Source organism: Sphingomonas sp. (assembly GCF_035317925.1).
In the GTDB taxonomy this organism is placed as follows: Bacteria; Pseudomonadota; Alphaproteobacteria; order Sphingomonadales; family Sphingomonadaceae; genus Sphingomonas_I.
Genome location: NZ_DATHFV010000139.1, coordinates 1 through 22,657, shown reverse-complemented (window position 1 = coordinate 22,657; position 22,657 = coordinate 1). Strand labels below are relative to the sequence as shown.

Below are 22,657 nucleotides of genomic sequence, written 5' to 3'. Positions count from 1 at the left end.
GGTGCTGCCGCAGGACGTCGCCTTCGATATTCCGGGCAACCCGCTCGACCGGCACCCGAGCTGGAAGCATGTCGATTGCCCAGGCTGCGGCGGCAAGGCGGTGCGCGAGACCGACACGCTCGACACGTTCGTGGATTCAAGCTGGTATTTCATCCGCTTCGCCAGCCAGCCCAAGGACCAGCCGTTCGACCGCAAGGTCGCCGAGCAATGGCTGCCGGTCGGCCAGTATATTGGCGGGGTCGAGCATGCGATCCTGCACCTGCTCTACGCGCGCTTCTGGACGCGCGCGCTCAAGCATATCGGCCGGCTCGACGTCGCCGAGCCGTTCACCGGTCTGTTCACGCAGGGCATGGTGACGCACGAAACCTATTATATCGACGACGAGACGGCCGGCCGGCCGGTCTATTTCGCGCCCGACGAGATCGACCGGCGCGAAGGCGGCGCCTTCCTCAAGGATGGCGGTCCCGCGATCAGAATCGGCCGCGTCGAGAAGATGTCGAAATCGAAGAAGAACACGGTCGATCCGGCGCCGATCCTCGATCATTACGGCGCGGACGCGGTGCGCTGGTTCATGCTGTCCGACAGCCCGCCAGAGCGCGATTTGCCGTGGAGCGTGTCCGGCATCGAAGGTTGCGCGCGCTTCGTCCAGCGCCTGTGGCGCGCGACAACCGTCCAGGGCGGCGTAGGCGAAGACGCGGTGCTGACGCGCAAGACCCATCAGACCATCGCCGGCGTCGCCGAGGATGTTGAGGCTTTGTCGTTCAACAAGGCGGTCGCCAAGCTCTACGAACTGGTTGGCGCGGTCGAGAAGGCCAAGCCGTCCGCAGCACGCGACGAGGCTTCCCGGACCCTGATCCGTCTGGCGGCGCCGATGATGCCGCATCTGGCGGAGGAAGCGTGGGTCCGCGTCGGCGGCGAGGGGCTCGTGGCGGATGCGCCCTGGCCCGATGTCGATCCGGCGATGCTGGTCGAAGACGAGGTGACGGTCGCGGTCCAGGTCAACGGCAAGTTGCGCGACACGATCACCGTCGCCAAGGGCCTCGACAAGGCGGCGCTCGAGGCGCTCGCGGTCGGCTCGCCCAAGGTGCAGGCCTTCCTTGCAGGCGGCGCGCCCAAGAAAGTGATTGTGGTCCCCGACCGGCTGGTCAACATCGTCGCATGAAGCAGTTCGCGCTCCTCGGCTTTTTGTTGCTCGGCGGCTGCGGCCTGCAGCCGATGTATGCCGGCGGCAGCCACGGGCCCGTCGCGCGCACGCTCAGCGATATCGACGTCGGGCCGATCGGGGGGCAGCATGGCTGGCTGGTGCGCAATGCGCTGGTCGACCGGCTCGGCGCCGATGGCCATGGCACGGCGCGCTACCATCTCGATGTCGAGCTCGACGATCAGATTACCGGCTTCGGCATCCGATCGAACAACACCGTTACGCGCGAGCGGCGGACGCTGCGCGCGCGCTTCAAGTTGATCGACGCCTCCAACCAGACGGTCCTGCTCGATGCGACCGCCGGATCGGATGCGGGCATCGACGTGGTGACGTCCGAATATGCGGTGATCGCGGCCGAGCAGACCGCGCTCGAAAATCTCGCGGGCGAGGTCGCGGACCAGATCGTGTCGCGCGTCGCGCTCTATGCGCGGCAGCATCCGCCGGCGAAATGAAGCCCGAAGAAGCACGGCTTCGTAAAGCGCTCGACAGCGCCGATCCCGATATCCGTTTCTACCTGCTCTACGGCCCGGACGAGGCCGGATCGCGCGCGCTCGCCGAACGGCTCGGCGCGGCGATGGGTGCGGATGCGGAGCGGATCGATCTGACCTCGGCGGGGCTGAAGGCCGATCCCGCGCGGCTGGCCGACGAGGCCGCCTCGATCAGCCTGTTCGGCGGCAAGCGCTGGATCCGGCTCGAACCCGCCACCGACGATGCGATCGAGGCAGTGCAGGCGCTGCTGGAGGCGCCCGCGGCGGGCAATCCGGTCGCGGCGATCGGCGGCGCGCTGCGCAAGGATTCGAAGCTGGTCAAGCTGGTCCAGGCGAGCGGGGCGGCCTTGTCGCAGCTGAGCTACGTACCCGAGGGCCGCAACGCGGCGGCCCTGGTGGTCGAGGTCGGCCGCGAGCTTGGCCTGCAGGTGCGCAACGACGTCGCCGCGCGCATCGCCAGCGCATGCAATGGCGACCGCGCGCTGATCAGCCGCGAGCTGGAGAAGATGGCGCTCTATCTCGATGCCGCGCCCGAGCGGCCCAGGTCGCTCGAGCAGGAGACGCTCGACGCGCTCGGCGCGGCGATGGAGGAGGGCGATCTCTCCAAGCTCGCCAATGCCGTCTTTTCGGGCCAGCCGGGGCAGGCGGATGCGGAGCTGGCACGGCTGGCCAACGAAGGGATCGAGGACATACCCGTATTGCGTGCGCTTGCCCGGCGCGCGCTGCAGCTGGCACAGCTGCGCGCGCAGATGGCCGAGGGCGAGAGCATCGACCGGGTGATGGAGACCGCGGGCAAGGCGATCTTCTGGAAGGAAAAGGATGTGATCCGCGCCGAGCTCCAGCGCTGGACGCCGGACGCGCTCGTCACCGCGATCACGCGGCTGGCCGAGGCCGAACGCCAGGTGAAGGCGCCGGGCCATATCGGCAGCGCGCTGGTCGAAGAGGAAGTGCTGGCGATCAGCCGATTCGCGGCGCGGCGGCGGTAGCGATTTCTAGCCGGGTGGAACACACGGCGACTCGGAAATCGCGGCAAATCAAAATCTAGGCCTTTCGCCTGGGCCAGCGGAAGCTGAACTGGTCGCGCTCCAGCTCCTCGCGCAATTGCAGGTCGAATGTGCCTGCATGGAATACCACCCGGTTCCGGCCCGCGCGCTTGGCGTCGTAGAGCGCCCGATCGGCGGCGCCATAGAGCTTCTGGAAGGAGGTGCGCGTCGATCCTTCGGCGACGCCGATGCTGACCGTCACGGCACGATGCTGGCTGACTTCGCCATGATCGCACTGGCCGATCGTCTCGCGCACGCGCTCGGCGAACTGGTGGAGCGCGAAGCTGCTGAGCCCGCTCACCGCCAGCACGAATTCCTCGCCACCCATCCGGCCACCGATGCACAATTCGCGTTCGAACCGGCGGAAGCAATCGGCGATGCGGCACAGCACGGCATCGCCGGCCTCATGGCCGAACTGATCGTTGACGCTCTTGAACAGGTCGACGTCCATCAGCAGCAAGGCGAGCGGCGCCTCGTTCCCGTCGACGAAGGTCTGGTGCAGGCAATCGACGAACCCGCGCCGGTTGAGCAGGCCGGTCAGCGGATCGCGATTGGCGAGTTCGGCCAAAGCCGATTCGGCGGCGCGCGCCTGATCGAGCTCGATCCGCATCTGCGACAGGCGCAAGGTCGTCGTGATCGACAGCCAGACGGTCTGCAACGCGGATGCGGACAGGACCATGATCTGCGGCCCGCCACCGAACATCCGGCTGTTGAAATCGAACAATTGGGTCAAGGCGAGCACCGCCATCGGCACCACCCAGGATCTGGCGAGATCGCGCGCCTCGCCGCTGCCGCGCCGCCAACTCCAGCCGATGCACAGGCTGACCGCCGCCAGATCGGCGAGAACGAGAACGCCGAGCACCGCGTTATAAACGTCGACCGCCCCATCCGTGACCAGGGATGCCGGGATGCCGATCAGCCCGATGACTACGCCCAGGGCGATCACGCCGCGCCATGTCCAGCGCGGCAGGGTCGGTTTCAGCGCGGTGACTACGCTCACCGTCGCCGTGGTTACGGCGAGGCAGGCGAGCAAGCTCATGGTCTGCGAGGCGGTCGTGCCCGCCAGGCCCGGCAGCGCAATCAGCGTGATCTGCGACCACAACAGGCCCCACAGCACCATGCACAGCGCCCACAGGCCATGCCAGGCGAGGAATTGACGCCGGACCGCGATCGCGAGCGACAGATTGTAGATGCCGCCGATCAGCAACAGCGTGATCGATCCGCCCGCAAGTACCGCCGCCATCGCCAGATCGTGGTTGGCGGCGGCGCGCGGCAGGATGCGGATGCGCAGCAAGGCCTGGCTGGCGAGATGCTCGAAGCCCATCGACACGCCGGTCAGCGCGGCGTCGCGATGCGGCGCCTCGAACGCGATCTGGCCGCCGATGCGCCAAGAGGCGCCATAATCGCCGCGCGCGATCTGCTGGCGGTCGGTGACGCCGTCGGCATAATGGAACAGCACGATCAGGCGATCGAAGCGGCTCTGGTGGATCAGCAGCACCGGATCGTGGCGCGCGGCATCCAGCTGCGAAAGGTCGGCGTGCAGCCAGAGCGTGGCCTGCTGGTAGGCCGCCGGCGTGCCGGTACAGCTATAGGCCGCGTCGGTGGCGGGCGGTTCGCCGGCCGTCACCGCATGGCAGAGCGGCTGATCGATACGGAGCGGCGTCGCCCCCGCTGCCAGCGGTAGCCCGGCCAGGACCAGGGCGGCCAAAAGCCGCCCGAGCCAGCTACGAACGAAAGCGATCAACGGCTCGAACTTTCCAGATGCCGCGCGCGGCGCGGCAATGTCGGCGTCTCGTCGGGCGAGTCCCGCGCGTCAAGCGCCGATCTGCTGTAGATCACTGAGGGTAAACGAAAAGCTAGAGCCTGATCGTTATTGGTGGAAGCGCTGGGCGCTTCCGCTGATGACGTGGGTCGGGCTCTATTAAGGGTTGGGACCTGGATTCGCGACCCAGGCGCAGCCTGGATCGATCAAGGTCCAGGCGGGGCGCCCGGTCAAACCCCGCCCTCATCCTTATATTTGAGCTGGAGATAGCGGCCCTGGGTGGCGAGCTTGTTCAGGTCGCCGCTGGCGAGATCTGCGCTCATCCGCGCGAGTTCGCTGTCGACCACGTTCAGCGCCTCGACCAGTTGCTTGTCGGGTGCGGGGCCGTTGCTTGCGTCCTGGCGCAGGTTGAGTGGCACGCGCGCATAGCCTTCGATCAGTTCGGGCAGTTCGATGCTCAGCAATTTGCGTACCTCGGCCGCCGCAGGCTCGCGCGGATCGAGGCTGGCGAGCTGGAGGGCGAGTGCCTCGAGCTTGAGGCCGATCCCGTCCGCCAGCCGCTGTGCGGGCGCGGGCAGCGCGGCCCGCTGTCGCTGGAGCCAGGCTTCGGTCTTCTGCGGCAGCATCGTGATGTCGCTCGCGGCCAGGCTCTGCACGGTTTCGGTCGGCTCGTGGCTCATCGCGAAGATCACGACCCACGCGGCCAATATGGCGATCAACGCAATAAGGAAGCCGAACTGCCCGATCGGAATGACCCAGCCGACCGCGATCGCCGCGAGCATGATCAGCACGGTCGCACCGAACGCGCGGCCGAGCGCCTTCATCCGCGCGCGATTGCGCCGCTGGCGCTCGCGCTGGGCGAGCCGACGGCCTTCGGGCGAGACGCGCTGGAGCAGCGCCTCGGCATCGGCCACGACGCGATTGGGATCGGGCATCAGATCGCCTTGAACGGATCTTCGGCCGGGGTGCCGCCGCTGGCGCTCAGCCGGGCCTGCGCGGCGCCTTCGGCACGCGCGATATAGCCGCGCGACTTCTCGACCTCGCTCGACAGGCTGGTGACCGTGGTCTTCATCGAATCGAGCGCCTGCAGCTTGAAATTGTCGACCGCGTCCATCGTGTCGTAGATGTTCTGGAAGGCGCGCTTGAGCGTCTCGATCGGGATCGTCGCGCTCGCGGCCTGTTCGTGGATCTGCGCGGTCTGGTTGCGCAGCATCTCACCGGTCGAATCGATGATGTTGGCGGTGGTGGTGTTGAGCTGGGTGATCTGCTCCAGCACCAGCTTCTGGCCGACCAGCGCCTGCGCGACCGTGACCGCCGTGCGCAACGCCGCGACGGTGGTGGTCGAGGCGCGATCGACGCCCTTCATCAGCTCGACATTGTTCTTCTTGACCAGATCGAGCGCGAGATAGCCCTGCACCGTCACCGCCATCTGCGTCAGCAAATCCTGGTGACGCTGGCGGACGTAGAAGAGCGCGGTCTCGCGGATCGCCTTGGCCTTGGCCGGATCGCCCGTGTCGAGCTCGTTGGCCTTGTCTTCCAGCGCGGTATCGGCGGTCTGCGCGGTGTGGATCATCTGTTCGAGCCGGCCCATCGCCGCCCACAGATTCTGCCGTTCGGTATCGATCGCGGCATTGTCCTTGAGCAATTCGTCCTTGCCGTTCTTGAGGCTGACCAGAATCGCCGAAATGTGGTTCTGCGAGCTTTTATAGCTGTCGAAATAATTGCGCAGCTTGTTGCCGAACGGGATGATGCCGAACAATTTGCGCGGCGCGAGCAGATTGCCCTTCTTGGCGGGATCGAGATCCTGGATCGTGCGGCGCAGCTCGGCCAGGTCGCTGCCGACGCCGCTGTCGCTGTCCATCGCGCGCACCGGGCGGTCGAGGAAGCGGTTCGACTGGCCGGCGGCATCGCGTATCTCCTTCTGCCCCAGGCTGGAGATCGTATCGACGCGCTTGCCGAACTCAGGCGAGTTGGAATCGAGCGCCGCCAGTTCGTCGACGAAGACGCTGACGCGCTTGTCCAGCTCGCTCTTGGTTTTGTCGTCGAGCGGCACCAGCCCCGCTGCCGTGGCAGGCGTGATCGCCTGCACCGGCGCGGGCGGCGTCAGCACGAGTTCGTCGGTCTTCGTCTCGGTCGCGGTCGTGGCCAAAATCCGTCTCCACCCCTTGGAGCCCCAAGATAGGGGGCAATCACTGTATTATTCAAGTGATACGGCAATCTAACCGGCCGCACCGCGCGAATCATGTGGGGCGCAACGATATCGCGCCCGTGCGGCGGTTTCGCACCGATGCTTGTCACTTTTCTTACGCATTTGCAGCATTGTCGATTGATTTCGAGGACTTGCATCGAAACGGCGGATAAGGTTCCACTCGTTTCGAGTGTGTAACCATCTGAAACTAGTGCAATTTTTTCGCCGCCCGTCTCAAAAACCCTGCAACTCAAATCATTCGGGCTTGTTCTGCGCTGCGGCAAGTTGATCTTGGTTAACTCTCGGAAGCGGTCGGCCGCGCAGCGGACCGCAACGAGTGTAACGTTGGCTTGGCTTGTTCCTTGTCAGGGTAGGAGTAAAAGTCATGAAGTTGCTTGCTTTGGCAGCGGCCGGTGCCGCTGTGCTTTCCGCTGCGCCCGCATTCGCGGTCGATTTCAACACCTACAATATCAGCTTTACCAACGGGACCTCGATCGTGGGGCAATCACGCACCGCGCCGGGCGAATATCAGGATACTTATGTGTTTACGCTGGACCAGGCGGGCACCTTCTCGGGCTCGCTGACCACCCAGCTTCAGACCAACCCCGCCGGCGACGTCGTCAGCAACCTCGACTTCGGCAATTCGATCGACGGCGTCAGCATCGACGGCGGTACGCCGTTCGATCTGCCGATCGCCGGCGACCTGGAGTCGGTGAACCTGGCGAGCATCCTGCTTGCGGCTGGCACGCACAGCCTGGTCGTGAACTATACGGTGCAGACTGCCAGCCTCGGCAACGGCGCGTCCTATGCCGGGCCGATCAACTTCACGCCCAGCGTCACCACGACGGACGTCCCCGAGCCGGCGACCTGGGCGATGTTCGTCGGTGCTTTCGGCCTGGTCGGCGCGAGCCTGCGCCAACGCCGGTCGACGCGCGTGGCCTATACGATCTGAACCGCCGGATTTTAACTTGCGGGCCGGGAGGGTGACCTCCCGGCCCGTTTCTTTTCGGTTTCGGAGACCCAAAAGTCGCGATTGCAGCGGAAACATCCGAGGCCGCATGCTTTAGACGTTCAAAACAGCGTTGCGCAGGCGTAATGGCCACGCATGGATACTGCCCACACCGCATTGATCCTTGCCCGCGCCCAATTCGCGTTCACCGTCAGTTTCCATTTCCTGTTCCCTGCCTTCACGATCGGACTGGCGAGTTTCCTCGCTGTGCTCGAGGGCCTGTGGCTGGCTACAGGCAAGCAGCATTATCTCGACCTGTTCCGGTATTGGGTGAAGATCTTCGCCGTCACCTTCGCGATGGGCGTCGTGTCCGGCATCGTCATGTCCTACCAGTTCGGCACCAACTGGTCCGTCTTCTCCGACAAGGCCGGCGGCGTGATCGGCCCGCTCATGGCCTATGAGGTGCTGACCGCCTTCTTCCTCGAGGCGGGCTTTCTCGGCGTGATGTTGTTCGGGACGAACAAGGTCGGGCCCGGCCTACACTTCACCGCCACCTTGATGGTCGCGATCGGCACCTTCATCTCGGCCTTCTGGATATTGTCGGCGAACAGCTGGATGCAGACGCCGCAGGGCTTCGCGGTCAATGCGGCGGGCCAGTTCGTGCCGGCCGGATCATGGCTGACGATCATCTTCAACCCGAGCTTTCCCTATCGCCTCGTTCACACCGTGCTTGCCGCCTATCTGACGACCGCCTTCTGCGTCGGCGGGGTTGGGGCGTGGCATCTGCTGCGCGGGCAGAAGACGCAGCAGGTCCGCACGATGTTCTCGATGGCGATGTGGATGGCGGCGATCGTGGCACCGATCCAGGTGCTGGCGGGCGACGCGCACGGCCTCAACACGCTCGAGCATCAGCCGGCCAAGGTGCTGGCAATGGAGGGCGATTACGAACCCAGTCCGCACGGCGCCCCGCTCATCCTGTTCGGCCTGCCGAGTAACAAGGATGCCCGGGTCCATTACGAGATCGCGATTCCGAAGCTCGGCTCGCTGATCCTCAAGCATGACCCCAACGCCCCGCTGCAGGGCCTCAAGGATTTCCCGCGCGATCAATGGGCGCCGGTGCCGATCCCCTTCTGGTCGTTCCGGATCATGGTCGGCCTTGGCCTGCTGATGGTTACGCTGGGGCTTTTCAGCCTGGTCGCGCGCGTCCGCGGCCGGCTCTACGATTGGCGCTGGCTGCATCGCGGCGCGCTGGCGATGGGGCCTGCCGGCTTCATCGCGGTGATCGCGGGCTGGGTGACGACCGAGACCGGACGCCAGCCGTGGACGATCTATGGCGTGTTGCGCACCGCGGATTCGGTCTCGCCGATCGGCGCGCCGGCGGTGGGCGCCTCGCTCGCCGCCTTCGTAATCGTCTATTTCGCCGCTTTCTCGGCGGGCACCTGGTACATCTTGCGGCTGATGGCCAAGCCGCCCGCGACGGGCGAAAGCGATCCGACGCGCGCGCCGATCCGCACCGCCGGCATCACACCCGCGATGCGGGGGGATGGCGGCGATGCTTGATCTGACGATCATCTGGGCGTTCATCATCGCCTTTGCGGTGGCGATGTATGTGGTGATGGACGGGTTCGATCTCGGTATCGGCATCCTCTTCACGCGCTTCGCGGTCGGCAAGGACCGCGACGCGGCGATGAACGCGATCGCACCTCTATGGGACGGCAACGAGACCTGGCTGGTGCTCGGCGGCGGCGGGCTGATGGCGGCCTTCCCGCTCGCTTATGCGATCATCCTGCCCGCGCTCTACGCGCCTTTGATCGCGATGCTGCTCGGATTGGTCTTTCGCGGCGTGGCGTTCGAATTCCGCTGGCGTGATCCGGCCCACCGGCCCCTGTGGGACGCCGCGTTCAGCGTCGGTTCGATCGTCGCCGCCTTGGCGCAGGGCGTCACGCTCGGCGCGCTGCTGCAGGGTATTCACGTCCAGGGCCGGGCCTATGCCGGCGGCTGGTGGGATTGGCTGACGCCGTTCAGCCTGCTGACCGGAATCAGCCTGGCGATCGGCTATGCGCTGCTCGGCGCCTGTTTCCTTTTGTGGAAGACCGAAGGGGCGGTGCATGACGATGCGCGCCGTTACGCGCGCCCGCTCGTCCTGGCTCTGGTCGCCGCGATCGCCGCCGTCTCGGCCTACACGCCGTTTCTCGAGGGCAAATATTATCAGCGCTGGTTCGAATGGCCGGGCGTGCTCGCCGCCGCGCAAATTCCCTTGCTGGTCGCGTTCGTCGCGATCGCCTTGCTGTGGAGCATCGGCCGAGGCCGCGAGCGGCTGCCCTTTCTGCTGACGCTGGCTCTGTTCGGCCTGTCGATGCTCGGGCTCGCCATCTCGATCTGGCCGGACGTCATTCCCGGCCGTGTCACTATCTGGCAGGCGGCCGCACCGCATCAGAGCCAGGTCTTCATGCTGATCGGCGCGTGCATCATGGTGCCGATCATCCTCGCTTATACCGGCTGGGCCTATTGGGTCTTCCGCGGCAAGGTCGGTGACGAGGGCTATCATTGATGTGGCCGCGGCGGCTCGGTTGGTTCGCGGGGTTATGGGCAATCAGCGTTGCCGCGCTGGCCGGCGTCTCGCTGATCATCAGGTTCGCGATCAGGCAATAACCGCTCGTTTCGCCGCCGCGGCCTTGTTGCAGCGCCGCATTTCGGTTAAGGGCGCGCACTAATTCGAAAACACGAACCGAAAGACCACCATGCGCCTCCGCAACGTGGCCATCATCGCGCACGTCGATCATGGCAAGACCACCCTGGTCGACCAGCTCTTCCGCCAATCGGGCACTTTCCGCGACAATCAGCGCATCGAAGAGCGCGCGATGGATTCGAACGATCTCGAAAAAGAGCGCGGCATCACGATCCTCGCCAAGTGCACCTCGGTCGAGTGGCACGGCAAGGATGGCGACACCCGCATCAACATCGTCGACACGCCCGGTCACGCCGATTTCGGCGGTGAGGTGGAGCGCATCCTGTCGATGGTCGACGGCGTGATCCTGCTGGTCGATTCATCCGAAGGCGCGATGCCGCAGACCAAGTTCGTGACCGGCAAGGCGCTCGCTTTGGGCCTGCGTCCGATCGTGGTGGTCAACAAGATCGACCGTTCCGACGCGCGCACCCAGGAAGTGTTGGACGAGGTGTTCGACCTGTTCGTCAGCCTTGAGGCGACCGACGAACAGCTCGATTTCCCGGTGCTCTTCGCCTCCGGCCGCAACGGCTATGCCAGCACCGATCCCGACGCGCGCGAAGGCACGCTTGCACCGATGTTCGAACAGATCGTCGCGCACGTGCCGCCGCCCAGCGCCGATCCCGATGGTCCGTTCAAGTTCCTCGTGACCTTGCTCGACCGCGACAATTTCCTCGGCCGCATCCTGACCGGGATGATCTTCTCGGGCTCGGTCAAGACCAACATGCCGATCCACGCGCTCGACAATGACGGCAAGGTCGTCGAGACCGGGCGTGCATCGAAGATCATGGCGTTCCGCGGGCTCGAGCGCGTGCCGGTCGACGAAGCGCAGGCGGGCGACATCATTTCGATCGCCGGCCTCACCACCGCGACCGTCGCCAACACGATCGCCGATCCGAGCGTGACCGAGCCGCTGCACGCGCAACCGATCGATCCGCCGACCCTGTCGATGCGCTTCGCGGTCAACGATTCGCCGATGGCGGGCCGCGAGGGCACCAAGGTGACGTCGCGCATGATCCGCGACCGCCTGCTGCGCGAAGCCGAGAGCAACGTCGCGATCAAGGTGACCGAGTCCGACGACAAGGACAGCTATGAAGTCGCCGGCCGCGGCGAGCTCCAGCTCGGCGTGCTGATCGAGACGATGCGCCGCGAGGGCTTCGAACTCGGCATCAGCCGTCCGCGCGTGCTGTTCCGCGATGGCGAGAATGGCCGCGAAGAGCCGTATGAGACGGTCGTGATCGACGTTGATGAGGATTATTCGGGCACGGTCGTCGAGAAGATGGCCAGCCGCAAGGGCGAGATGACCGACCTGCGCCCGTCGGGCGGCGGCAAGACCCGCATCACCTTCTCGGCCCCCTCGCGCGGCCTGATCGGCTATCATGGCGAGTTCCTGTCGGACACGCGCGGCACCGGCATCATGAACCGGCTGTTCGAGAAATACGGCCCCTACAGGGGCAATATCGAAGGCCGGAAGAACGGCGTGCTGATCTCGAACGGCTCGGGCGAGGCCAATGCCTATGCGCTCGGCCCGCTCGAGGAGCGCGGCGTGATGATGGTCGCCCCGGGCGAGCAGCTCTACGAGGGCATGATCATCGGCGAGAACGCCAAGAATGACGATCTCGAAGTCAATCCGATGAAGGCCAAGCAGCTCACCAACTTCCGCGCTTCGGGCGGCAAGGACGATGCGATCCGGCTGACGCCGCCGCGCCGCCTGACGCTGGAGCAGGCGATCGCCTATATCGACGATGACGAGCTGGTCGAGGTCACGCCGAAGAATATCCGGCTGCGCAAGCGCTACCTCGATCCGCACGAGCGCAAGCGCGCCAGCCGGGCCAAGCAGGCCGCCTGAGCGCGCTCGACGGCCTGACGCTGGACGCCGACGGCGCGCAGCTGTTTCGCGGCGCGCTCGACGCGCCGGCGCTGGGTGACATCGAAGCGGCGCTGGCCGATCTGCCGGCTGATCGCGCGGGAACCAGATTGCAGGGCCGCGCCGATCTGGCGCGCCTTCTGAACGCCGACGGACCGGTCGGCGCGGTCGCCGCGCATGCGTTGGGGCAGGGCTGTTTTCCGGTCCGCGCGATCCTGTTCGACAAGACCGAGGCGGCCAATTGGTCGCTCGGCTGGCATCAGGATCGCACAATCGTCGCGCGGGAGCGGAAGGAGATTCCACGCTTCGGCCCCTGGACGGTGAAGAGCGGACTGCTGCACGTCGCGCCGCCGGTGGATGTGCTGGAGGGAATGGTCACGCTCCGCATCCATCTCGATCCGGTATCGTCGACCAACGCGCCCTTGCTCGTCGCGCGGGGCAGCCATCGCGCCGGCATGGTCGCCGAGCGCGATCTGGACGAGGTCGTCGCCGGATCGGACATCGTGGCGTGTCTCGCCGACCGGGGCGACATCTGGCGCTATCGCACGCTCATTCTCCATGCCTCGGCCGCTGCGGCGGCGCCGCGCCGTCGACGCGTGCTGCAGGTTGACTATGCCGCGGCACCATTGCCGGGCGGATTGGACTTTCTCGGCGTCTGAGGCCGACGACACGGCCAGCCGAGGAACGGGCGCGCCGCGTCGCTGGTTATGTGTCTCGAAGGAGATTCATGATGGCGGATGCGGCGAACCAGAAGAAAGGCCTGACCAAGTTTGGCTGGCTGGTGCTGGGCGGGTTGGCGGCGTTCTTTCTGAGCAAGAAGGAACGGCGCGACAAGGTGCTGACAACGGCCAAGGATCTCGCCGGCAAGTTCACGCCCAAGGCCGCCGGCGACAAGGCCTCCTCCTGACACCTGCGTCCTGACGCGTGATTGACCCGCCCCCGGAACGGCGCTTTGATGCGGCGGTCCGGGGAGGGGCATTGCAATGATCATTCATCCGACGCCCGTCAGCCCGGTCGGGCCGGCCATCCTGTTCGCGGGGCTCGGCCTGTTCCTGTTGCTGCTGGTCTTCGCCGGCAAGCGCGAGGCGGGCGAAAGCGGCAGCCGCCGGTCCCCCCGGTCGATCGTCGGCATCGTCATTCAGATGCTGGCCTTTGTCGCGGTTGGCGCGGGGCTGATCGACATGTCGCTCGCGCCCGCGTCGCGCGCCGCGATCGAGCAGGTTGGCGTGGTCGTTCTGCTGATCGCCTTCACCTGCGGCGTGTTCACCGCTTCGAAACGCGCGCTCGGCCGTAACTGGAGCCTGGTCGCGCGGACGCGGTCCGACCATGAACTCGTCACCTGGGGGCCGTTCGCGTACGTGCGCCACCCGATCTACAGCGCGCTGTTCGCCTGGCTGCTGGCGATGGCGATGGCGTTCGGCCATTATCGCGGTCTGATCCTCGGCATCCCGCTCTACTGGATCGGCACGACGCTGCGCATCCTCGAAGAGGAAAAGCTGCTCCGGGCCCAGTTCGGCCCCGTCTATGATGCCTATGCGGCGCGGGTGAAGCGCTTCATCCCCGGCATCATCTAGCGCGGTGCGCCGCCCTGGCGGGCGGCAAATTGATCGCGCACCGCCAGCGCGACCGGCTGCCTTTCTCCCGCCGACGCGTCCGCGCTCTCGGCGGCGGACGCCGACGGACCGTTGTCGAGCGCATAGGTCGCCGCATAGCCGACATGGTCGGACAGCATGCGCCCGTCGGCATCATGGCCGAACAAGGCCGCCATCGATTTGAGCCTCAAGTGTTCGGATTTGCCTGAGGCGAATAATTGCCAGTCGCGGCCCCGGCGCCGGCTGAAGGCGAGGTCGTCGCGATTGTCCGCCCGGCATTGCTCCACCGCCTCGAGGCAGGTGTCGAGCGCCGCGCGGACCGGCGCGTCGGCGCGCCATCCGGCCGCGCGTTGGAGCAGATAGGCGCGGCGCTCCTGCTGGGCATTGAAATCGCCCGCGACGATGAACGGCATGCCCGGTGCGATATTGGCGCGGACGAAGTCGGACAGCGCATCGACCTGGCGCTGATAGGCGTAGAAAGCGCGTTCGGCCGACACACGCGATGCCCTGCGCGAATTGAGGTGGGTTGCGACGATCGCGACCGGCTGCGGCGCGCCGGGCACCGCGATCGTGACCAGCACCAGGCCCTTGTTGGCGAGGCAGTCCATGCCCGCGCAGGTCCGGTAGGCCATGCGCTTCACGTCGAGGATCGGATAATCCGATGCGATCCGCAGGCCGCTGCCGCGCCATTTGCCCCATTTCTCACCCGACAGGAAACGCGCGGCGGCCATGAAGGCGCGGTCGGCGGCCGATGTCGTCGGCGCACCCGCGTCCGAAGCGGCGGGCCCGTCGACGATATAGCGATAGCCCGCCTTGACCGCGACCGCCCTGGCATCGGCCGAAAAGGCCTCCTCGAACAGCACGACGTGCGGCTGGTTGCCCTCCGCGCGCAGGGATTGCAGCTGATCGGCGATCTTGGAGAGGTCTTCCGCCCGATCGGACCGCGCGGGCCAGGGCAGGCCTTCGATATTATAGGTGAGAACGGATAGTTCGGCCGGGGTCTGGGCGAAGCCCGGTTGAGCTGACAGGCCGAACAATAAAGCGCCAATAATCACACTGCTCCGGACAGGGTTCATCACAATACTCCTACTGTCATGGGGAAGACTCCGTTGACTGGCAAAAGCCGCACGTACCGACCGTTACGGTTCGGGATGCGGAAGCCACCGCACCGCACCGTCTTTTCGGACAGGGGGTGGTGTCATGCGTAACTTTGGCATTGCGACGATGTTGATATTGGGGATCGCCGTCACGCCGGCGCAGGCGGATGTGCCCGCGGTGGATGTCGTGTTCCATCCGCCGCCATCCGCATCGTCCCGGCATGTCTATGCGGGCCGGTTGCTGGCCCGTTTCGGTCCATCGACGATGATCCGAACGGTCGAAGGTGGCGGCCGCGTCTCGCCGTTCGTGGCGGCGCTGCCGGGCGAAATCTGGCGTGGCCGCGTCAAGCGCTTCGGGGCCGCCGACGGGCCTGGTTTTTCCGGCATGGTGATCCGCGCCCGATCGATCGGTTTGCGGGACTTGCGGTCGGAAAAACATATTTCCGGCTTCCTCGCCTCGGATCTCCGCTACGCTATAGCTATGGATAGCGACGATTTGCTGACACTCCATATTGGGGCCGCAAAGCAGCGTCTGCCCGCGCTGGCGGGGATCAGCCGGGGCCAGTCGATCCGGGTCAACAGTCTCTATCTGGGCGCGGCTTTGCTCCATGACCGCCGCCTGGAACTGGACGGGGGCTGGTACCGCGTCACCACCAGCAATCTCTCCCCGCTCGACCACGCGGTCGAGCGCACCGCGGGCATGCCGCCGGCCGGGGAGGGCCTACGCCTCGCGCTCGACTGGCGGCTGGGGCAACGCACGACGCCGTTCGGCCGGATCGGTCTGGAACTGCGCGACGGCACCGCCGATCACGACCGGCGGATGATGATCGAGCCCACGCCCGAGCGCGATCGCCGCGCGCTGATCCGGTTTGTTGCGCCATTTTAGTGTCGTTTTCAGCTGCGCCGAAGCGGCACCGGCCCGCACCCCCACCCGGCCTCCCATAGAATAACCTGTTGGGAGGCAGGGTGGGGGCGCGGGCCGGTGCCGCCCCCGTTTCAGTAAAACTGAAACGGAATCTAAAAACGCGCGACCAGCGCGAGCCCGCCACCGCCGGCATCGCCCCACGGCACCAGTTTCACATGATCGTCGCGCTTGCTGGTGAGCAGGAAACCGCTGCCGGTGCCGATCGCCGCGCCCGCGACGCAATCATACCAATGATGCTTGCGTGCCTCGACCCGCGCCACCGCGACGAAGGTCGCCGCCGCGAAAGCGGGCAGGCCCGCCTGCCAGCCATAGCGGTTTTCCAGCGATGCGGCGGCGGCGAAGGATTCAGCGCTGTGGCCGGACGGAAAGCTCTTGCGGTCGCTATGATCGGGCCGCTCCTCCGGAAAGACCTCCTTGAGCCCATAGGCCGCGCCGCCCGCCAGCAGCAGGCTGCCGCCGGCCTGCAGATCGCCCGCCCAGTCCTGCTGCACCGCCGGCACGCCGAGCGCGGCGGCGAACAGCACGTCGCGTCCGATATTGCTGGCCTGGCCCCAACTGTGCGTGCCGGCCTGTGCGGCGGTGCCGCAGCCGGCGGCCGTGACGAGAAATGCGGAAAGGAGCAAAGGACGCATAGCGATCAACCCTTGGGCAAAACCGCCCCCCGGTCCATCAAATCGAGATAGGATGCCGCCGCGCGCGCCTCGTCGTGGCGGGCGAGCAGCAGGGGGTCGATCGACTGCCGGCGGGGCTGGCGCATCATACCCTGGAGCGCGCAGGCGATGGTCCCGGCATCGGGGGTCACCACCACGCCGAGCCCGGCGCGGGGCATGATTTCGGATAATGCCGGCGAGCAGGGGGTCACTACCGCGGGCAGGCCGTTCGCCAGCGCCTCGACCAGCGACGCGGGATAGCCCTCGTAGCGCGACGTCATCAGGAAGCAGGACGCCTTGCTCAGCCAGGGTTCGATATGCGGGACATGGCCGATCAGCCGTACCCGTTCGTGCAGGCCGAGCCGTTCGATCTGACGCCCCAGCTGGGCACGCTCGCTGCCGTCGCCGAGGATGACGAGCTGCGCGTCGGTCCATCGCACGAGATGCGCCATCGCCTCGATCGCTAGCGCGAAATTCTTTTGCGGCTCCAGCCGTCCCGCCGCGACGATCAAGGTGGGATCGCGCGCAATTTCCGCCTGCCGTCGCGGGCCGGCGTCGAAGATCGGCTCCCATCGCGCGGCGACCCGGTCGGGGCCGATCAGCGCTTCCGCCTCGGCCCGTAGCGCCGGGCTCATCGCCACCAGGCCGTCGATCCGCGCGGTCAGCACCTTGAGCACGCGACGCCGGATCCAGCCGCTCGTGCCTGTTCGGTCCGCGCGATCCAGCGGATTGCTGATCTTGCAGAAGATCGCCGCGCCCGATCGGCTGCGCAATGCGAAGACGGCGAGCGGCAGCAGGTGGAAATTGCCCGGTCCGAATACCGCATCGGGTTGGAACCTGCGGGCTGCGCCGGCGAGCGCCAGGCCCAGGCGGACGCGCGACAGCGGGCCGCGTGGCAGGCCGGGGTCGGCGGTTTCGACCGTGATGCCCGGCTCGACCAGACGGCGCAGCGGGCCGCCCTGACAGCCGCAGAAGATACGAACCGTGCGGCCCATCCGCGCCCATTGGTTGGCCAGCCGGATCGCGACCCGTTCGGTGCCGCCGCCCGCGAAATCGTGCAGCACGATCAGGATACGCCGGGCCGCGCCCGGATCCGTCGCCGGATGAGCCGCGCCGTGCCGATCCTCTGGCCGCAGGGAAAAGTCGCTGATCAAAGCTTCCAACATCGCGGGAAAGACGGCGTCACCGTTGCAAACCCGCATCACCTACCGGTTGATTGTGACGATCCGGCGGGGAACCGCTGCGGAATCGGGCAGAGCGTGGCGTCTGCCCTGCATCATGACCCGCACACGCAATCCGGCGCTCAAGATTGTCGCCCTGTCCGGCGCCCGCTATGACGCGGGAGCGGACGGGCGCACGGGTCATTTCATGGTTGCCAGCGGACTCAGTGCGGTGCTCATCGCCCATCGCGGGCCGCTGTTGCGCTTTTTGCGCGCACGCGGTGCGGGGGACGATGCCGAAGACGTCATGCAGGAATTGTGGCTCAAGGTGGAACGGCTCGAGGCCGAAGGGCCGATCGCCGATCCGCGCGCTTATCTGTTCCGCATGGCCGACAATCTGATGCATGATCGGGTGCGGGCAAGCATGCGCCGCACGCATCGCGAGCAGGCGTGGAGCGAGACCGGCTACGATCCCGCCGGCCAGGACGAAACGCCGTCGGCGGAGCGGACGCTGGCCGCGCGGCAGCGGCTGCGCCAGGTCGAGCGCGCGCTGGCGACCTTGGGCGAGCGTTCGCAGGCGATCTTCCGCCGTTTCCGGATCGAGGGTGTGGCCCAGAGCCGGATCGCGCAGGACGAGGGGATCAGCCTGAGCGCGGTCGAGAAGCATCTCCAGCGCGCCTATCGCGTCGTCGCGGCACTCGCGGACGAGGAAGACGATACCGCACCGCCGTCGCGGAGCAGCGCGCCATGACCGCCGATATCCGCGATCAGGCCGCCTTGTGGATGGCGCGGGCGCGCGACCCGCGCTTCAGCGACTGGGACGGACTGACCGATTGGCTCGAAGCCGATCCCGCGCACAATCTTGCTTATGAAGCGGCTTTTGCCGGCCATGATCTGGCGGGCGGACTCGACACACCGTCGCCGGTGACGGCGTCCGTTGCAGCGCCGCGGCGGATGAAGTGGGTGATCGGCGGTGGTGCGGGCGCGGTTGCCGCGGCGGCAGCGCTCGTGGCTTTGGTCACGCCCTTTTCGGCCGGTCCGGCGTCGATGGTGGCGGAAACCCGCCCAGGCGAGCTTCGGATGATTGCATTGGCCGACGGCACCCGCATTGCGCTCAACGGCGGATCGCGGTTGGTGTTCGATCGGGCGAACGGCCGCACCGCCCGGCTCGAGCGCGGCGAAGCGATGTTCAGCGTCGTGCATGACGAGAACCGGCCCTTCACGGTCGATGTCGGCGGCCAGCGGCTGGTCGATATCGGCACCCGTTTCGATGTCGTGCGCAGCGCGCGGGCGAGCGAAGTGTCGGTGGCGGAAGGCGCCGTCCTCTACGATCCGGAGGGCGCCGCCGTGCGGTTGGGCGCGGGGCGCGTGCTACGCAAGAAGGATGCGAGCAGCCTGGTCGAAGTCGCCGACGTCGATCCGGCCACGGTCGGCACGTGGCGCACCGGGCATCTGGTCTATCGCGGCGCGACGCTGATGCGGGTCGCGGACGATATCGGCCGGCTCACGGGCCAGCCGATGGATGTTGCCCCCGATCTTGCCGGCCGCGCCTTCACCGGCGTGATCGTCGTTCCGGGGACGGATCGCCGCCAGTTTTTCGACCGCCTCGGCAAGGTGCTCGACATCGACATCGCCAGCAGGCCGCAAGGCTATTATCTGAAGGCGCGTGCGGGCCGCTGATCGTCTGACAATCATGGTGTTGATGCTGGCCGCGGGATCCGCGCCGGCGGCGGTACCGGCGCGCGTCGCGTTCGACGTTCCCGCCGGGCGCCTCGGCGATGCGCTGATCCGGGTGGCGCAGCAGGCGGGTGTCACGATCGGCTCGATCGATCCTGCGGTCGCGGCGCTGCCGGTGCACGGATTGCACGGGCGCTATGCGATCGACGCGGCGCTGCGCCGGCTGCTGGCCGGACAGCCGGCCCGCGCCGAGCGGATCGATGCGACGACCTGGCGCGTGCTGGCGGCGCCGGCATCGCCATCGCCGCGCCCGATCCCCCGTCCTCCGGTCGTGGCAGTGCCGCCGTCGGTCGGGGAGATCGTCGTGACCGCGGCCAAGACCGGCACCCTGCTGTCGCGTTACGCGGGCACCGCCTCGGTCGTCGACGGCACCACCTTCAGCCTGGCGGACCAGGCCCATGGAACCGATGCTTTGGTCGAGCGACTGGCTACGCTGAGTTCGACGCATCTCGGCTCCGGCCGCAACAAATTGTTCATCCGGGGCATCGCCGATTCCAGCTTCAACGGCCCGTCGCAGGCGCTGGTCGGGCAATATCTCGGCGACGTCCGGCTCAACTATAACGCGCCGGATCCCGACATCAGCCTGTACGATGTCCGCTCGGTCGAAGTGATCGAAGGCCCGCAAGGCACATTGTACGGGGCGGGGGCGCTCGGCGGCGTGATCCGCATCGTCCCCGAGCCGGTGGCGATGGATCAGGTCGAAGGCGCGGCCTCGTTCGGCCGGTCGCTGACCGCGCATGGCGATCCCGGCTTCGACGTGATGGGCATGGTCAACCTGCCCATCACCGGCGCGATCGGTGCGCGCTTCGTCGCCTTTCATGCGATCGAAGGCGGCTATATCGACAATATCGGTCTAGCCGCCTCCAACGTGAATCGCACCCGCAAGACCGGCGGGCGCGCGACCGTGCGCGCCAATGCCGGCGACTGGCGGATCGAAGTGGGCGGGCTGGTCCAGAATATCAGCAGCGACGACGGCCAATATGCGGAGGCCGGCTTGCCGCCGCTGACGCGTTCCAACCGCGTCGCCCAGCCGTTCGACAATGATTATGCGCTGGGCAGCCTGACGGTGGCGCGCGACTGGGGCGGCACGAGCCTGGTTTCCGCAAGCGCGGTCGTGCGGCAGGACGTCGATGCGCGCTACGATTTCACCGCGCCTGCGGCCGCCGATCCGCGCATCTTCGATCAGGAGAACAAGATCAGCCTGATCTCGAACGAGACGCGGCTGTCGCACCGGGATTCGCAGGGGCGCGGCTGGGTGGTCGGCGCGGGCTTCATCCAGGATCAGGAAAAGCTGACGCGGGCGCTGGGACCGCCCGCCGCGCCCAACCGCATCCTCGGCGTTTCCAACAGCGTGACCGAAGGCGCGGTATTCGGCGAAGGCGGGCTGGAACTGGCGCCGGGATTGGTCGCCAGCGTCGGCGCGCGCTTCGAATATGCGCATCTCGTCGGCAAGGCGCTCGATCGCGATGCCGATGTCGGCGAGCCGCGCCGCGACGAGAAATCGATCCTGCCGTCGCTCTCGCTGTCGTGGCGGCCGCTGCCCGATCTGATGGTATTCGGCCGCTATCAGGAAGGTTTCCGGCCGGGCGGCCTCTCGATCACTTTGGTCCAGTCCGCGCCCTTGATCCAGCGCTTCCATGGCGACGACCTCGCCTCGGCCGAAGCCGGCGTGAAATGGCTGCCGACGGGCGCGCGCAGGATCGAGGCGACGATCACGATCAGCCATGCGCGCTGGCAGAATATCCAGGCCGATCTGGTCGATGCCGCCGGCCTTCCTTTCACGCAGAATATCGGATCGGGCCGGATCTGGGGCGCGGAGGCGACTTTGGGCTGGCGGCCGTTCGACGCGCTGCAGCTTTCCACCGCCGCCTTCGCCAATGACAGCCAGCTGACCGATCCGGCCGCCGAATTTGCCGGCCCGCGCAGATATGAGCTGCCCAATATCGCCCATTTCGGCGCGAGCGGGCGGGCGGCGTTCACGCACGATCTGCGCGATGGCTGGAAATTCGAGGCGGAGGGGAGCGCGCGCTATGTCGGCCACAGCCGCCTCGGCGTCGGCCCCGCGCTCGACCTGCTCCAGGGCAATTATTTCATCGCCAATGCCGGGCTGCATCTCGACAATGGCCGCTGGCGCGTGTCGCTCGATGCGACCAATCTGTTCGACAGTCGGGGTAATCTTTTCGCGCTCGGCAACCCGTTCGACGTCGCCGCTGGGCAGCAGCGCGTGCCGCCGCGCCCGCGCACCTTGCGGCTCGGTCTCGATGTCCGCTTTTAGGAGAGGGTGATGCCGCGTCGTTGCGATATCTGGCGGGTCGGCATCGTCCGCGCACCGATCGCCGACGTCGCCGCGACCGGCCTGGTTGCGCGCGCGATCAGTTGGCTGCCGGAGCAACCCGGTTTCCGCTTCCTCGCCGATCCGTTTGGCCTGTGGCGCGACGGCCGGCTGCACCTGTTCGCCGAGGCCTATGATTACCGCACGCGCCACGGCGTGATCGACCGGCTGACGTTCGATGCCGACCTTGCCCTGATCGATCGCGCGACCGTGCTGCGCGAACCCTGGCATCTGTCCTACCCCTATGTATTCGAGGCCGACGGCGAGACCTGGATGCTGCCCGAGGCGCATCGTTCCGGGATGTTGACGCTCTATCGCGACGCGGGCTCGCTCGACCGCTGGGAACCGGCCGGGCGCATCGCGCTGGACGTGGTGCCGATCGATGCCACCCCGTTTCGGCATGAAGGGCGCTGGTGGCTGTTCTACAGCGGCGGCCCGGATCGCACGGCGCGCATGGGCGCGTTGCATGCCGCCTGGGCGGAGCGGCTGGACGGGCCGTGGCATCCGCATCCGCAGAATCCGATTCGACGCGACATGAAAGGCGGGCGGCCCGGCGGCACGCCGTTCCCGGACGGCGATACACTCTGTCTGCCGGTGCAGGATTGTCATGACACCTATGGCGGCGCCGTGCGCATCCTGCGTTTCACGCGACTTAGTCCGGATGCGGTGGAAACCCAGCTCGGTCCGCCGATCCTGCCGCCCCTCGATACCGCCTATCGCGAAGGGTTCCACACGCTTTCGGCGTGCGGCTCGGTTACGTTGATCGATGCGAAGCGGATCGACCGTTCCGGTCGTGGCTGGTTGATCGATCTGGGGCGGGCGCTCGGGTTTCGCGCACCGTCCTGATCCGATCCAATGCGCCCGCGCCGGCGCGGGCGAAGGCCTCGCCGCCAAAAAGATCGAGCACCCGCTTGCGCGACGCCTCGCCCATCACGCCGAGA

General features: G+C 66.8%; 22 protein-coding genes. 16 read left to right on the top strand and 6 right to left on the bottom strand.

Features of this window, described 5'->3' with window-relative positions:
• The 3 genes from VK533_RS10540 to holA all read left to right on the top strand — a co-directional run.
• The coding region (locus tag VK533_RS10540) for a class I tRNA ligase family protein (protein ID WP_324377199.1) at positions 1-1,162 on the top strand (1,162 nt) is incomplete at its 5' end.
• A complete protein-coding gene (gene lptE, locus VK533_RS10535; RefSeq protein WP_324377197.1) occupies positions 1,159-1,653 on the top strand; it encodes an LPS assembly lipoprotein LptE in 495 nt (164 codons plus the stop codon). The genes VK533_RS10540 and lptE, both read left to right, overlap by 4 nt.
• Complete coding sequence (holA, locus tag VK533_RS10530; protein ID WP_324377195.1) at positions 1,650-2,675, top strand: DNA polymerase III subunit delta; 1,026 nt, start codon at positions 1,650-1,652, stop codon at positions 2,673-2,675. Before lptE ends, holA begins: the two co-directional genes overlap by 4 nt.
• A gap of 55 nt (positions 2,676-2,730) precedes the next feature.
• Here the strand turns inward: holA and VK533_RS10525 are convergent, their stop codons facing one another.
• The 3 genes from VK533_RS10525 to VK533_RS10515 all read right to left on the bottom strand — a co-directional run bounded on the left by VK533_RS10525 (position 2,731) and on the right by VK533_RS10515 (position 6,643).
• On the bottom strand, positions 2,731-4,476 hold the full coding sequence (locus VK533_RS10525) for a GGDEF domain-containing protein (protein WP_324377193.1): 1,746 nt from the start codon (positions 4,474-4,476) through the stop codon (positions 2,731-2,733).
• A gap of 248 nt (positions 4,477-4,724) precedes the next feature.
• Entirely contained in the window at positions 4,725-5,429 is a 705-nt protein-coding gene (locus VK533_RS10520; RefSeq protein ID WP_324377191.1) for a hypothetical protein, read from the bottom strand.
• The gene (locus VK533_RS10515) at positions 5,429-6,643 is read right to left on the bottom strand and encodes a toxic anion resistance protein (protein WP_324377189.1); all 1,215 of its coding nucleotides are present in this window, start codon (positions 6,641-6,643) and stop codon (positions 5,429-5,431) included. The genes VK533_RS10520 and VK533_RS10515 overlap by 1 nt, the downstream gene beginning before the upstream one ends.
• Before the next feature lie 424 nt (positions 6,644-7,067).
• Between VK533_RS10515 and VK533_RS10510 the strand changes: the two genes are divergently transcribed.
• The 8 genes from VK533_RS10510 (at position 7,068) to VK533_RS10475 (ending at position 13,797) form a co-directional block, all read left to right on the top strand.
• A complete protein-coding gene (locus tag VK533_RS10510) occupies positions 7,068-7,634 on the top strand; it encodes an FxDxF family PEP-CTERM protein (protein WP_324377187.1) in 567 nt (188 codons plus the stop codon).
• Positions 7,635-7,787: 153 nt separating this feature from the next.
• Complete coding sequence (locus VK533_RS10505) at positions 7,788-9,191, top strand: cytochrome ubiquinol oxidase subunit I (protein WP_324377185.1); 1,404 nt, start codon at positions 7,788-7,790, stop codon at positions 9,189-9,191.
• Positions 9,184-10,182 (top strand): cytochrome d ubiquinol oxidase subunit II, encoded by a 999-nt coding sequence (cydB, locus tag VK533_RS10500; protein WP_324377201.1) that lies wholly within the window; start codon positions 9,184-9,186, stop codon positions 10,180-10,182. The genes VK533_RS10505 and cydB overlap by 8 nt, the downstream gene beginning before the upstream one ends.
• The gene (locus VK533_RS10495) at positions 10,182-10,283 is read left to right on the top strand and encodes a DUF2474 family protein (RefSeq protein WP_324377183.1); all 102 of its coding nucleotides are present in this window, start codon (positions 10,182-10,184) and stop codon (positions 10,281-10,283) included. The genes cydB and VK533_RS10495 overlap by 1 nt, the downstream gene beginning before the upstream one ends.
• A gap of 89 nt (positions 10,284-10,372) precedes the next feature.
• Positions 10,373-12,205, top strand: coding sequence for a translational GTPase TypA (gene typA / locus VK533_RS10490; protein ID WP_324377181.1), 1,833 nt, complete (start codon positions 10,373-10,375; stop codon positions 12,203-12,205).
• A 128-nt stretch (positions 12,206-12,333) separates the two neighbouring features.
• Positions 12,334-12,882 (top strand): phytanoyl-CoA dioxygenase family protein, encoded by a 549-nt coding sequence (locus VK533_RS10485; RefSeq protein WP_324377179.1) that lies wholly within the window; start codon positions 12,334-12,336, stop codon positions 12,880-12,882.
• Positions 12,883-12,953: 71 nt separating this feature from the next.
• Positions 12,954-13,130 (top strand): hypothetical protein, encoded by a 177-nt coding sequence (locus tag VK533_RS10480; protein WP_324377178.1) that lies wholly within the window; start codon positions 12,954-12,956, stop codon positions 13,128-13,130.
• Positions 13,131-13,206: 76 nt separating this feature from the next.
• Complete coding sequence (locus tag VK533_RS10475) at positions 13,207-13,797, top strand: isoprenylcysteine carboxylmethyltransferase family protein (RefSeq protein WP_324377176.1); 591 nt, start codon at positions 13,207-13,209, stop codon at positions 13,795-13,797.
• Here the strand turns inward: VK533_RS10475 and VK533_RS10470 are convergent.
• The gene (locus VK533_RS10470; RefSeq protein WP_324377174.1) at positions 13,794-14,891 is read right to left on the bottom strand and encodes an endonuclease/exonuclease/phosphatase family protein; all 1,098 of its coding nucleotides are present in this window, start codon (positions 14,889-14,891) and stop codon (positions 13,794-13,796) included. The two genes, VK533_RS10475 and VK533_RS10470, sit on opposite strands and share 4 nt — an antisense overlap.
• Positions 14,892-15,015: 124 nt before the next feature.
• Here VK533_RS10470 and VK533_RS10465 point away from each other — a divergent pair, with 124 nt between their 5' ends.
• Complete coding sequence (locus tag VK533_RS10465; protein WP_324377171.1) at positions 15,016-15,798, top strand: hypothetical protein; 783 nt, start codon at positions 15,016-15,018, stop codon at positions 15,796-15,798.
• A gap of 131 nt (positions 15,799-15,929) precedes the next feature.
• Here the strand turns inward: VK533_RS10465 and VK533_RS10460 are convergent, their stop codons facing one another.
• On the bottom strand, positions 15,930-16,469 hold the full coding sequence (locus VK533_RS10460; RefSeq protein WP_324377169.1) for a phosphatase PAP2 family protein: 540 nt from the start codon (positions 16,467-16,469) through the stop codon (positions 15,930-15,932).
• 5 nt (positions 16,470-16,474) lie between these two features.
• Positions 16,475-17,653: a glycosyltransferase gene (locus tag VK533_RS10455; RefSeq protein ID WP_324377167.1), complete on the bottom strand. Its 1,179-nt coding sequence runs from the start codon at positions 17,651-17,653 to the stop codon at positions 16,475-16,477.
• A gap of 112 nt (positions 17,654-17,765) precedes the next feature.
• Here VK533_RS10455 and VK533_RS10450 point away from each other — a divergent pair, with 112 nt between their 5' ends.
• Genes VK533_RS10450 through VK533_RS10435 form a run of 4 tightly spaced genes read left to right on the top strand, consistent with a single transcriptional unit; the run spans position 17,766 to position 22,562 of the window.
• Entirely contained in the window at positions 17,766-18,398 is a 633-nt protein-coding gene (locus VK533_RS10450) for an RNA polymerase sigma factor (protein WP_324377165.1), read from the top strand.
• Entirely contained in the window at positions 18,395-19,327 is a 933-nt protein-coding gene (locus tag VK533_RS10445) for a FecR family protein (protein WP_324377163.1), read from the top strand. The genes VK533_RS10450 and VK533_RS10445 overlap by 4 nt, the downstream gene beginning before the upstream one ends.
• A gap of 13 nt (positions 19,328-19,340) precedes the next feature.
• On the top strand, positions 19,341-21,659 hold the full coding sequence (locus tag VK533_RS10440) for a TonB-dependent receptor (protein ID WP_324377161.1): 2,319 nt from the start codon (positions 19,341-19,343) through the stop codon (positions 21,657-21,659).
• A 9-nt stretch (positions 21,660-21,668) separates the two neighbouring features.
• Positions 21,669-22,562 carry a glucosamine inositolphosphorylceramide transferase family protein gene (locus tag VK533_RS10435; RefSeq protein ID WP_324377159.1) on the top strand — a complete coding sequence of 298 codons (894 nt, stop codon included), beginning with the start codon at positions 21,669-21,671 and terminating at the stop codon, positions 22,560-22,562.
• Positions 22,563-22,657: the final 95 nt, after the last annotated feature.

Excerpts from the sequence above, each read along its gene's own strand:
- VK533_RS10510 (WP_324377187.1), top strand. The coding sequence starts at position 7,068 with ATGAAGTTGCTTGCTTTGGCAGCGGCCGGTGCCGCTGTGCTTTCCGCT.
- VK533_RS10465 (WP_324377171.1), top strand. The coding sequence starts at position 15,016 with ATGCGTAACTTTGGCATTGCGACGATGTTGATATTGGGGATCGCCGTC.
- VK533_RS10440 (WP_324377161.1), top strand. The coding sequence starts at position 19,341 with ATGGTGTTGATGCTGGCCGCGGGATCCGCGCCGGCGGCGGTACCGGCG.
- VK533_RS10455 (WP_324377167.1), bottom strand. The coding sequence starts at position 17,653 with ATGTTGGAAGCTTTGATCAGCGACTTTTCCCTGCGGCCAGAGGATCGG.
- VK533_RS10475 (WP_324377176.1), top strand. The coding sequence starts at position 13,207 with ATGATCATTCATCCGACGCCCGTCAGCCCGGTCGGGCCGGCCATCCTG.
- VK533_RS10520 (WP_324377191.1), bottom strand. The coding sequence starts at position 5,429 with ATGCCCGATCCCAATCGCGTCGTGGCCGATGCCGAGGCGCTGCTCCAG.
- VK533_RS10505 (WP_324377185.1), top strand. The coding sequence starts at position 7,788 with ATGGATACTGCCCACACCGCATTGATCCTTGCCCGCGCCCAATTCGCG.
- VK533_RS10445 (WP_324377163.1), top strand. The coding sequence starts at position 18,395 with ATGACCGCCGATATCCGCGATCAGGCCGCCTTGTGGATGGCGCGGGCG.
- holA (WP_324377195.1), top strand. The coding sequence starts at position 1,650 with ATGAAGCCCGAAGAAGCACGGCTTCGTAAAGCGCTCGACAGCGCCGAT.
- lptE (WP_324377197.1), top strand. The coding sequence starts at position 1,159 with ATGAAGCAGTTCGCGCTCCTCGGCTTTTTGTTGCTCGGCGGCTGCGGC.
- VK533_RS10450 (WP_324377165.1), top strand. The coding sequence starts at position 17,766 with ATGACCCGCACACGCAATCCGGCGCTCAAGATTGTCGCCCTGTCCGGC.
- cydB (WP_324377201.1), top strand. The coding sequence starts at position 9,184 with ATGCTTGATCTGACGATCATCTGGGCGTTCATCATCGCCTTTGCGGTG.
- typA (WP_324377181.1), top strand. The coding sequence starts at position 10,373 with ATGCGCCTCCGCAACGTGGCCATCATCGCGCACGTCGATCATGGCAAG.
- VK533_RS10495 (WP_324377183.1), top strand. The coding sequence starts at position 10,182 with ATGTGGCCGCGGCGGCTCGGTTGGTTCGCGGGGTTATGGGCAATCAGC.
- VK533_RS10460 (WP_324377169.1), bottom strand. The coding sequence starts at position 16,469 with ATGCGTCCTTTGCTCCTTTCCGCATTTCTCGTCACGGCCGCCGGCTGC.
- VK533_RS10470 (WP_324377174.1), bottom strand. The coding sequence starts at position 14,891 with ATGAACCCTGTCCGGAGCAGTGTGATTATTGGCGCTTTATTGTTCGGC.
- VK533_RS10435 (WP_324377159.1), top strand. The coding sequence starts at position 21,669 with ATGCCGCGTCGTTGCGATATCTGGCGGGTCGGCATCGTCCGCGCACCG.
- VK533_RS10480 (WP_324377178.1), top strand. The coding sequence starts at position 12,954 with ATGGCGGATGCGGCGAACCAGAAGAAAGGCCTGACCAAGTTTGGCTGG.